Raw genomic sequence first — 12,438 nt, 5'->3', positions numbered from 1 at the left:
ACCGTACAGATCGCCGCGTCGTTCGAGGCGCAGGGTCGTAAGACCAAGCGGCTCACGGTCAGCCATGCCTTCCACTCGCCGCGCATGGACGGGATGCTGGAATCGTTCCGTGAGGTGGCGCAGGGGCTTTCGTACGAGGCTCCGCGCATCCCGATCGTCTCCAACCTCACGGGGGATGTCGTCTCCGGTGAGGAGATCGCGACCGCCGACTTCTGGGTGCGCCACGTCCGCGAGGCCGTCCGCTTCCTCGACGGCGTCCGCACCCTCGAAGCCCAGGGCGTCACGACGTACCTCGAACTGGGCCCCGACGGTGTGCTGTCCGGCATGGGGCAGGACTGCCTCGCCGAGGGTGGCGACGCCGCCTTCCTCTCCGCCCTCCGCAAGGACCGCCCCGAGGCCGAGACGCTGACCGGCGCCCTCGCCGGGGTGCGGGTGCGCCAGAGCGCGCCCGACTGGGCGGCGTTCTACGCCGGGACCGGCGCGCGGCGCGTGGAGCTCCCGACGTACGCCTTCCAGCGCCGCCGCTACTGGCTGGACGTGGCGACAACGTCTGCCGCCACGGCCCAGGACGCGGTGGACGCCCGCTTCTGGGAGGCCGTGGAGCGGGAAGACCTCGATGCGCTCGCCACCACGCTCGCCCTGGGCGACGAGGACAACGGGGCGCTGGAGACCCTGCTGCCCGCGCTGTCGTCGTGGCGGCGGCAGCAGGCGGAGCGTTCGACGGTCGACGGCTGGCGCTACCGGGTGTCGTGGAAGCCGGTGTCCGACCGTTCCACCGCCGCGCCGCTGAGCGGCCGTTGGCTGGTGGTCGTACCGGCCGAGGCAACCGGGACCGCGTGGGCCGACGGTGTCGTACGGATGCTGGACGACCGCGGCGTCGGCGTGACGCGGGTCGAGCTGACCGCCGACGCCGACCGCACGGCGGTGGCCGCACACCTGACCGCGGCCGTCGGCGACGACACCGTGACCGGTGTGGTGTCCCTGCTGGCCCTCGCGGAGTCGGAGGGCGACGCGCTGCTGCGTACCGCCGCGCTGACGCAGGCCCTGGGTGACGCGGGCATCGGCGCGCCGCTGTGGGTGGCCACGCGGGGCGCGGTCGCGGTGGGCCGTTCGGACGGGGCGGTCAGCCCGGATCAGGCGCAGCTGTGGGGGCTGGGCCTGGTCGCGGCGCTGGAGCTGCCCGAGCGCTGGGGCGGTCTGGTCGACCTTCCCGCCGCGGCCGACGGGCGCGCGGTGGCACGGCTGGCGGAGGTGCTGGCCTCCCGAGCCGAGACCGGGGCCGGTGGCGAGGATCAGGTCGCGGTGCGTGCGTCGGGCGTGTTCGGGCGCCGCCTCGTACGGGCCTCGGCTCCCACGTCATCCGATGGCTCTTGGAAGCCGGGCACCGGATCCGTACTGGTCACGGGCGGTACGGGCGCCCTGGGCGCACGCGTGGCCCGCTGGCTGGTGGCGAACGGCGCCGAGCACGTGGTGCTCGCCAGCCGCCGCGGCCTGGACGCCCCCGGTGCCGCCGAGCTGCGCGACGAACTCGCCGCCTCCGGCGCCCGGGTGACCGTGGCCGCCTGCGACGCGGCCGACCGGGACGCGCTGGCGCGGCTGCTGGCCGGGCTGCCGGAGGAGCTGCCGCTGACCGGTGTGTTCCACACGGCGGGGGTGCTGGACGACGGCGTGCTCGACGCGCTCACGCCCGAGCGGTTCACGACCGTGCTGCGCGCCAAGGCGGCCGCAGCGGCGCATCTGGACGAGCTGACGCGCGAGCTGGACCTGTCCGCGTTCGTCCTGTTCTCCTCGATCAGCGGCACGTTCGGCGCCGCGGGCCAGGGCAACTACGCCGCCGCCAACGCCTACCTGGACGCGCTCGCCGAGCGGCGCCGCGCCGAGGGCCTGCCCGCCACCTCCATCGCCTGGGGCCCGTGGGCCGAGGGCGGCATGGCGGCGGACGACGCGCTGGAGCAGCGGCTGCGCCGTGGCGGTCTGCCGCCGATGGACGCCGAGCGGGCGATGGCCGCCCTTCAGCGGGCGCTGGACCTGGGCGACGCGGCGGTGGCCGTCGCGGACATCGACTGGGCCCGGTTCGCGCCGGACTTCACCGCCGTACGGCCGAGCCGCCTCATCGCGGACTTCGCGGACGTGGCGGAGCCGCAGCAGGACACCGGCGGCGCGTCTCCCGATGGTGGGCTCGCCGCGCGGCTGGCCGGGCTGGGCGAGGCCGAGCGGGACCGGCTGCTGCTGGACCTGGTCCGTACGCACGTGGCCGCGGTCCTCGGCCACGACGGCACCGAGTCGGTCGGCGCCGAACGGGCCTTCGGAGAGCTGGGCTTCGACTCGCTCACCGCCGTCGAGCTGCGCAACCGGCTCGGTGCCGCGAGCGGCGTCAAGCTGCCCGCGACACTGGTCTTCGACTACCCGACGGCCACCGCGCTGGCGGGCTACCTGCGGGCCGAGCTCGTGGACTCCGAGCCCGCCACCACCCCATCGACACCGGCCGCCGTGGCAGTGGCCACCGACGACGACCCGATCGCGATCGTCGCGATGAGCTGCCGCTTCCCCGGTGGCGTCACCACCCCCGAGGAGCTGTGGCAGCTGCTGACGGCGGGCGGGGACGCGATCGCCGGGTTCCCGGCCGACCGCGGCTGGGACCTGGACGCGCTGTACGACCCGGACCCCGACAAGCGCGGCACCTTCTACGCCCGCGAGGGCGGCTTCCTGTACGACGCGGGCCGGTTCGACGCCGCGTTCTTCGGGATCTCGCCGCGCGAGGCGCTCGCCATGGACCCGCAGCAGCGGCTGCTGCTGGAAACCTCCTGGGAGGCGTTCGAGCGGGCGGGCATCGACCCGGCCACGCTGCGCGGCACCTCGGCCGGTGTCTTCGTCGGATCCAACGGGCAGGACTACGACGCATCCCTGCACACGGTCCCGGAGGGCGTCGAGGGCTACCTCGGCACGGGCAACGCGGCGAGCGTGGTGTCCGGCCGACTCGCGTACACCTTCGGTCTGGAGGGCCCGGCGGTCACCGTCGACACGGCCTGCTCCTCCTCGCTGGTGGCGCTGCACTGGGCGATCCAGGCGCTGCGGCAGGGCGAGTGCTCGCTCGCGCTCGCGGGCGGTGTGACGGTCATGTCGAGCCCCGGCGCGTACATCGAGTTCAGCCGTCAGCGCGGCCTCGCCGCCGATGGCCGCTGCAAGGCGTTCGCGGCCGGTGCGGACGGCACCGGCTGGGGCGAGGGAGTCGGCATGCTGCTGGTCGAGCGGCTGTCGGACGCGCGGCGCAACGGCCACCCGGTGCTGGCCGTCGTGCGCGGCTCGGCCATCAACCAGGACGGCGCGAGCAACGGTCTGACGGCGCCCAACGGCCCCGCCCAGCAGCGCGTCATCCGGCAGGCGCTGGCCGGTGCCGGGCTGTCCGCCGCCGAGGTGGACGCGGTCGAGGCGCACGGCACCGGAACCCGGCTCGGCGACCCGATCGAGGCGCAGGCGCTGCTCGCCACCTACGGTCAGGAGCGCGACCCGGAGCGGCCGCTGTGGCTGGGCGCCATCAAGTCCAACATCGGCCACACCCAGGCGGCGGCCGGTGTCGCGGGCATCATCAAGATGGTGCTCGCCATGCGCCACGGGGTGCTGCCGCGGACCCTCCACGTGGACGAGCCGTCGCCGCACGTCGACTGGTCGGCGGGCGCGGTGTCGCTGCTCACCCAAGAGCAGGCATGGCCGGAGACCGGCCGCCCGCGCCGCGCGGGCGTGTCCTCGTTCGGCTTCAGCGGCACCAACGCCCACACGGTGCTGGAGCAGGCCCCGGAACCAGCCGTGGTCGATGGCACCGAGCCCTCCGTCGTACGGCCCGACGTGCTCGCCTGGCCGCTGTCGGCCAAGAGCGGGGACGCGCTGCGCGAGCAGGCCGAACGGCTGCGCGCCCACGTCGCCGCCGACCCGGCGCTCGACGCCGTGGACGTGGCGTACTCCCTGGCCACCACCAGGTCCGCACTCGACCACCGCGCGGTGGTCCTCGGCCCCGACCGGGACCGGCTGCTCGCGGGCCTGGCGGCCCTCGCGCGCGGCGAGTCGGCCGCGCAGCTGGTCCAGGGCTCGCCCGCCGAAGGCCGTACGGCCGTGCTCTTCACCGGCCAGGGCAGCCAGCGGCTCGGCATGGGCCGCGAGCTGTACGAGGCCAGCCCGGTGTTCGCCGAGGCGCTCGACGCGGTCTGCGCCGAGCTGGACCGGCACCTCGAACGGCCGCTGTACGACGTGCTGTTCGGCGCCGACAAGGAGCTGCTGGACCGGACGGCCTTCACCCAGCCCGCGCTGTTCGCGGTCGAGGTGGCGCTGTTCCGGCTGGCCGAGGCCGCCGGGCTGCGGCCCGACGTCCTCGCCGGGCACTCCATCGGCGAACTGGCCGCCGCCCATGTGGCCGACGTGCTCTCGCCGGCCGACGCCGCCACGCTGGTGGCCGCGCGGNTGTGGCCGACGTGCTCTCGCCGGCCGACGCCGCCACGCTGGTGGCCGCGCGGGGCCGTCTGATGCAGGAGCTTCCGGCCGGTGGCGCGATGGTCGCGGTGCAGGCGTCGGAGGACGAGGTGGCGCCGCTGCTCACCGACGGCGTGAGCATCGCCGCGGTGAACGGGCCCACGTCGGTCGTCATCGCGGGCGACGAGGACGCGGCCCTGGAGATCGCGACGTCGTTCGAGGCGCAGGGCCGCAAGACCAAGCGGCTCACCGTCAGCCACGCCTTCCACTCCCCGCACATGGACGGCATGCTCGCCGGATTCCGCAAGGTCGCCGAGGGCCTCACGTACGGCGCTCCGCGCATCCCGATCCTCTCGACCGTCACCGGGCAGCCGGTGACCGACGAGCTGGGCATGGGCTCCGACTACTGGGTGCGCCACGTACGCCAGTCCGTGCGCTTCCTCGACGGCATCCGCGCCCTGGAGGCCCAGGGCGTCACCACGTACGTCGAACTCGGCCCGGACGGTGTGCTGACCGCCATGGCGCAGGACTGCGTCACCGACGAAGGACCGGACGACGTGGCCTTCGTACCGGTGCTGCGCGGCGGGCGCCCCGAGCCGGAAACCCTGGCCGGCGCCCTCGCCACCCTGCACGTCCGGGGCGTGGCGCTGGACTGGGAGGCGCTGTTCGCCGGGACCGGCGCACACCGCGTCGACCTGCCGACGTACGCGTTCCAGCGGCGCCACTACTGGCTCGACGGCACCCCGGAGCACACCACGCCCGAGACGACCACTGATGTGGCCGGTGCCCGCTTCTGGGCGGCCGTCGAGAGCGACGACCTCGGCGCGCTGGCGGACACGGCGGGCATCGACGTGGACCAGCCGCTCAGCGCGCTGCTCCCGGCCCTGTCCGCGTGGCGGCGGCGCGAGCGCGAGCAGTCCGTCATCGAGGGCTGGCGCTACCGCGTCAGCTGGAAGCCGCTGGAGGAGCCGCGCCTCGCCGCGGCCCCGGGGGTGTGGCTGGTCGCCGAACCGGACGGCCACGCCGACACCGTACGGACCCTCGTACGGAACCTGGTCGACGCGCTGGCCGAACGCGGCGCCGACATCCGGCGCGTCACCGTGGACCAGGGTGGGGAGAACGGCCGGGACCTCGACCGGGGCGCCCTCGCCGACCGCATCCGCCGGGCCGCGGCCGGTGACCCCGTCCACGGGGTGCTGTCCCTGCTCGCCCTGGACGAACACCCGCACCCCGCACACCGCGCCGCGCCCACCGGGCTGCTGCGCACCGGCGTGCTGGTGCAGGCGCTCGGGGACGCGGGCGTGGACGCCCCGCTGTGGTGCGCCACGACCGGCGCGGTCTCCACCGCCGCCTCCGAGCCCCCGCGCAGCGCCGCACAGGCGCAGGTGTGGGGCCTGGGCCGGGTGGTCGCCCTGGAGCACCCCGAGCGCTGGGGCGGCCTGGTCGACCTGCCCGCGACCCTCGACGAACGCACCGCCGACCGGCTGGCGGGCGTGCTCGGCGGACACGGGGACACGCACGAGGACCAGTTCGCGATCCGTACGGCCGGAGTGCTGGCCCGCCGCCTCGCCCACGCCGAGCGCGCCACGGCCGCGGGCGAGCCGTGGCGGCCCCGCGGAACGGTCCTGGTCACCGGCGGCACCGGGGCGCTGGGCGCCCATGTGGCCCGCTGGCTGGCGGCGGGCGGCGCCGAGCATCTGGTGCTCACCAGCCGCCGCGGCCCCGACGCCCCCGGCGCCGACCGGCTCACCGGCGAACTGACCGCGCTGGGTGCCCGGGTGACCGTCGCCGCCTGCGACGTCACCGACCGGGACGCGGTGGCCGGGCTGCTGGCCCGGATCCGGGACGACCACCCGGACCACCCCCTCACCGCCGTCGTGCACACGGCGGGCGCCGGGCAGTTCGCGCCGCTCGCGGACGCCACACCGGCCGATGTCGCCGACGTGGTCGCCGCGAAGGTGGCGGGCGCCACCCACCTGGACGCTCTGCTCGGCGACACCGACCTGGACGCCTTCGTGCTCTTCTCCTCCATCGCCGGGGTGTGGGGCAGCGGTGGCCAGGGCGCGTACGCCGCCGCCAACGCCCACCTGGACGCGCTCGCCGAACAGCGCCGCGCCCGTGGCGCCGCCGCCACCTCCGTGGCCTGGGGCCCGTGGGCGGACGGCGGGCTCGTCGCCGACGACGAGGCGGCCGAGCAGCTGCGCCGCCGCGGACTGCCGGTCATGGCCCCGCATTCAGCCATCGCCGCCCTCCAGCAGGCGCTCGACGGCAGCGAGACCACGATCACCGTCGCCGACGTCGACTGGGACCGCTTCGCGCCCGCCTTCACCGCGGCCCGCCCCCGTCCGCTCATCGCCGACCTGCCCGAGGTCCGGAACGCCCTCGCGGCGGCCGATGTCGCGGCCGACGACGCGGGCGACGGCGACCCGGCGGAGGCGCTGCGGGAGCGGCTTGCGGGGCTCACCGGGCCCGAGGCCGACCGCGTGCTGCTCGACCTCGTACGCGCCGAAGTCGCCGCCGTCCTCGGACACGACGACACCACGGCCATCGAGGCGGGCCGGGCCTTCAAGGAGCTGGGCTTCGACTCCCTCACCGCCGTCGAACTCCGCAACCGGCTGAACGCCGCGACCGGGCTCCAGCTCACCGCCACCCTGGTCTTCGACCACCCCACGCCCGGCGTGCTCGCGGGCGAACTGCGCGCGGAAATCCTGGGCGAGGACACCACCCCGGAACTCCCGGCCCTCGCGGAAATCGACAAGCTCGAATTCGCCCTCTCCCACGTTCCCGACGACAAGGCGGAACGCGAGCGGGTCACGGCGCGCCTCGAAGCGCTGCTGCGGACATGGCACGAGACGGAGAACGAGACGGGCGCGGACGGTGCCGACGACGATGACCTCGATATCGAATCCGCCTCGGCCGAAGACATCTTCGACCTCATCAACAATGAATTCGGAAGGTCCTGACGTGATGACCGCTCACATTTCCACTGACCTCAGGAGGTGACGTTTTCGTGGCTAGCGCGAACGAAGAGAAGCTTCTCGACAATCTGAAGTGGATGACCACTGAGCTGCGCCGGGCCCGTCGCCGCCTGACCGAGGTGGAGGCGGACGCGCAGGAACCCCTCGCGATCGTCGCGATGAGCTGCCGCTTCCCCGGCGGCATCGGCTCCCCCGAGGACCTGTGGCGGCTCGTCGACGAGGGCGGCGACGCCATTTCCGGATTCCCCGCCGACCGCGGCTGGGACATCGAAGGGCTCGCCGATCCGGACCCCGACCGCAAGGGCACCTTCTACAACAGCGGCGGCGGATTCCTCGACGGCGTCGCCGACTTCGACCCCGGATTCTTCGGCATTTCGCCGCGCGAGGCCCTTGCCATGGACCCGCAGCAGCGGCTGCTGCTGGAAACCTCCTGGGAAGCCTTCGAACGCGCCGGAATCGACCCGACGTCCGTCCACGGCAGCCGCACCGGCGTATACGTGGGCGCCGCGGCCATGGGCTACGGCTCCGACACGTCGGAGGAACTTGAGGGGCTGATGCTCACCGGCGGCGCCACCAGCGTGCTCTCCGGCCGCATCGCCTACACCTTCGGTCTCGAAGGCCCGGCCGCCACCATCGACACGGCCTGCTCGTCGTCCCTCGTCGCCCTGCACTGGGCGGCCCAGGCGCTGCGTCAGCGCGAATGCTCGCTCGCCCTGGTCGGCGGCGTCACCGTGATGCCCAACCCCGATGTGTTCGTGGAGTTCAGCCGTCAGCGCGGCCTCGCCCCCGACGGCCGCTGCAAGTCCTTCGCGGCGTCGGCCGACGGCACCGGCTGGTCCGAAGGCGTCGGCGTCCTGCTGGTCGAGCGGCTGTCGGACGCCCGCAAGAACGGCCACCAGGTGCTGGCCGTCGTACGCGGCTCGGCGGTCAACCAGGACGGTGCGTCGAACGGTCTGACGGCACCCAACGGCCCGTCGCAGCGCCGTGTCATCCGCCAGGCCCTGGAGAACGCCCGGCTGTCCGCCGCCGAGATCGACGTGGTCGAAGCCCACGGCACCGGTACGACCCTGGGCGACCCGATCGAGGCGCAGGCGCTGCTCGCCACCTACGGCCAGGAACGGCCCGAGGGCCGGCCCATGTGGCTGGGCTCGCTCAAGTCCAACCTGGGCCACACCCAGGCGGCGGCCGGTGTCGCGGGCGTCATCAAGATGGTCATGGCGATACGCCACGGCGTCATGCCCCGGACCCTCCACATCGACCAGCCGTCCCCGACCGTCGACTGGTCGGCGGGCGCGGTGGAGCTGCTGACCGAGGCCCGCCCCTGGGACGACACCGGACGGCCGCGCCGGGCCGGTGTTTCGGCCTTCGGCGTGAGCGGCACCAACGCCCACACCATCCTGGAGCAGGCCCCGGAGCCGGAGGCCGAGGAGCCGCAGACCACGGGTGATGGCGCTCCGGCCGCCGTCCTGCCCTGGATCCTCTCCGCCAAGACCGCGACGGCGCTCCGCGACAACGCCCGCCGTCTCGCCGCCCACCTGGACCACGCCCCCGCCCTCGGCACCGCCGACGTCGGCCACTCCCTGGCCACCGGCAGGGCCGCCCTGGACCACCGCGCGGCCATCGTGGGCACCGACCGCGACGCGCTGCGGCAGGGCCTGGACGCCCTGGCGCGCGGCGAGTCCGCACCGGGGCTCGTGGCGGGCCCGGTGGACGGCGGTCAGGTGGCGTTCCTGTTCACGGGGCAGGGCAGCCAGCGACTGGGGATGGGCCTTGAGCTGTATGGCGCCTATCCGGTGTTCGCGGAGGCGCTGGATGCGGTGTGCGCGGAGCTGGACCGGCATCTTGAGCGGCCGCTGCGGGATGTGCTGTTCGGGGACGACGCCTCGGTGCTGGACCAGACCGGGTTCACTCAGCCTGCGTTGTTCGCGGTCGAGGTGGCGTTGTTCCGGTTGGTCGAGGCGTGGGGTGTGACGCCGGACTTCCTGTCGGGGCATTCGATCGGTGAGTTGGCCGCCGCCCATGTGGCGGGTGTGTTGTCGCTCGCGGATGCTGCGAAGTTGGTGGCGGCGCGTGGGCGGTTGATGCAGGAGCTTCCGGCCGGTGGCGCGATGATCGCGGTGCAGGCGTCGGAGGACGAGGTGGCGCCGCTGCTGACCGAGCGGGTGAGCATCGCCGCCCTCAATGGCCCGGCGTCGGTGGTCATCGCGGGTGACGAGGACGCCACCGTACAGATCGCCGCGTCGTTCGAGGCGCAGGGTCGTAAGACCAAGCGGCTCACGGTCAGCCATGCCTTCCACTCGCCGCGTATGGACGGGATGCTGGAGGCGTTCCGCCAGGTCGCGGAGGGGCTGACGTACGAGGCTCCGCGCATCCCCATCGTTTCCAACATCACCGGCGATGTCGTCTCCGCGCAGGAGATCACCAGCCCCGAGTTCTGGGTGCGGCATGTCCGTGAGGCCGTGCGGTTCCTCGATGGTGTGCGGGCTTTGGAGGCCAAGGGTGTCTCCACGTTCATCGAGCTGGGCCCGGATGGTGTGCTCACCGCCATGGCGCAGGAGTGCGTGACCGGGGACAACGCTGCGTTTGTCTCCTTGCTGCGCAAGGACCGGCCCGAGACCGAGTCGCTGACGACCGCTGTCGCGCGGGTGTTTGTGCGTGGCGTAGGCGTGGACTGGGCTGGTTTCTTCGCGGGGACCGGTGCGGGTCGGGTCGATCTGCCGACGTATGCGTTTCAGCATGAGCGGTTCTGGTTGGAGCCGGGCGCCGGGTCGGTGGGTGATGTGGCGTCGGTGGGGTTGGAGCTGGCGGGGCATCCGTTGCTGGGTGCGGCGGTGTCGTTGGCGGAGTCGGATGGGTTGTTGTTCACGGGTCGGTTGGGTGTGGATTCGCATCCGTGGCTGGCCGACCATGTGGTGCGGGGCTCGGTGGTGGTGCCGGGTACGGCGTTTGTGGAGCTGGCGGTGCGGGCCGGTGACCAGGCCGGTTGCGACCATCTCGATGAGCTGACCCTGCATGCCCCGCTGGTGCTGCCCGAGCGTGGCGGTGTCCGGCTTCAGGTCACCGTCGGCGCCCCGGACACCACCGGGCGGCGTTCCGTCGCCGTGCTGTCCCGCGCCGAGAACGCCCCGGCCGAGGAGCCGTGGACGCGCCACGCGAGCGGTGTGCTCGTCGCGGGCGCGCCCCGGCCGTCGTTCGCGCTGGCCCAGTGGCCGCCGCAGGACGCCGTGGCGGCTCGTACCGAGGAGCTGTACGAGGCGCTGGCGGACGGCGGGCTGCGCTACGGCCCGGTGTTCCAGGGGCTTGACGCCGCCTGGCGACGCGGCGATGAGCTGTTCGCCGAGGTCCGGCTGCCGGAGGCCGTCGCGTCCGACGCGCAGGCGTACGGGCTGCACCCGGCGCTGCTGGACTCCGCGCTGCACGCGCTCGGGCTGGACGGCCTGGGTGACGGCGACGGCGGGGGCCAGGGGCGGCTGCCGTTCGCGTGGAGCGGGGTGTCGCTGTACGCGAGCGGCGCGTCGGCGCTGCGCGTGCGGCTGGTGTTGCAGGGCGCGGACGGGGTCCGGCTGGAGATCGCGGACGCGTCCGGTGCGCCGGTCGCCGCCGTGGACTCGCTGGTCCTGCGCGCCGTGTCGGATGAGCAGGTGCGGGCTGCACGGGCGGCGTACCACGAGTCGCTGTTCCGGGTGGAGTGGACCGAGCTGGCGACGGGGTCGCCAAGCGGTGGCCTGTGGGCGGTGCTCGGCACGGACCGTGTCGTGAGCCTCCCCGCCGGTGTCGAGGCCGTGGCGTACGCGGATCTCGCGGCGCTGGCCGAGGCGGTCGCCGACGGTGCGGCCGTACCGGACTACGTGTTCGCGACACCCTCCGCCGAGGGCGACTACGGGGCGCCGGACGCCGTGCGTCAGGCCACGGTCGAGGCACTGGGCCTGGCCCAGGCGTGGCTGGCCGAGGAGCGGTTCGCCGCTTCGCGGCTGGTGTTCCTGACCTTGGGGGACGGCGATCCGGCGCAGGCCGCGGCGTGGGGTCTGCTGCGTTCGGCGCAGGCCGAGAACCCGGACCGCTTCATCCTCGTGGACACCGACGGTCACAGCTCGTCGCTCGCGGCGCTTCCGGCGGCGCTGGCGGCGGGCGAGGAGCAGCTCGCGGTGCGTGCGGGCGTGGTCCGCGTCCCGAGGCTGGCCCGGGTACCGGCCACGGAAACCCAGGAAACAGGCTTCGGTGCGGACGGCACGGTGCTGGTCACCGGCGCGTCCGGCACGCTGGGCGGGCTGGTGGCCCGCCATCTGGCCGCGGAGCACGGCGTACGGCGGCTGCTGCTGGTGAGCCGCCGCGGCGACCAGGCGCCGGGCGCTGCCGAACTGACCGCAGATGTAGCCGAGTTGGGCGCCGAGGCGCGCTGGGCCGCATGCGATGTGGCCGACCGGGACGCGCTCGCCGCGACCCTCGCGGCCGTCCCCGCCGAGCATCCGCTCACGGCCGTCGTGCACACGGCGGGCGTCCTGGACGACGGCGTGATCGGCTCGCTGACGCCCGAGCGCGTCGCACACGTCATGCGCCCGAAGGTGGACGCGGCCTGGAACCTGCACGAGCTGACCGCGGATCTGGACCTGACGGCGTTCGTGCTGTTCTCGTCCGCGTCGGGCGTGTTCGGCACCCCCGGACAGGGCAACTACGCGGCCGCCAACGCGTTCCTCGACGCCCTGGCCACCTGCCGCCGCGCCGAGGGGCTTCCGGCCGTCTCGCTCGCCTGGGGACCCTGGGCGGGCGCCGGTATGGCCGGTGGCCTGGACGAGGCCGACATCGCCCGGATGCGGCGCGCCGGACTGCCGCCGCTGACCCCGGCGGAGGGCCTGGCGCTGCTGGACGCGGCCCTCGCCACCGGCGAGGTCACGCCCGCGCCGATGCGCGTGGACGCCGTGGCGCTGCGCGCCCAGGCCGCCGCGGGCACGCTCGCGCCGGTGCTGCGCGGACTGGTCCGGGTGCCGGTGCGGCGCGCGGT

At 74.3% G+C, this 12,438-nt stretch carries 1 protein-coding gene and 1 pseudogene; both read left to right on the top strand.

From position 1 onward, the window contains the following. A pseudogene (locus EEJ42_RS00720) lies at window positions 1–7,424 on the top strand (SDR family NAD(P)-dependent oxidoreductase); the annotation flags it as partial. Window positions 7,425–7,471: 47 nt separating this feature from the next. Then, on the top strand, window positions 7,472–12,438 hold a 4,967-nt coding region (locus EEJ42_RS00715; RefSeq protein ID WP_123098100.1), incomplete at its 3' end, for a type I polyketide synthase.

It is taken from the genome of Streptomyces botrytidirepellens, assembly GCF_003721215.1.
GTDB classification, from domain to species: domain Bacteria; phylum Actinomycetota; class Actinomycetes; order Streptomycetales; family Streptomycetaceae; genus Streptomyces; species Streptomyces himastatinicus.
This window is presented reverse-complemented; position numbering and strand designations above follow the sequence as displayed.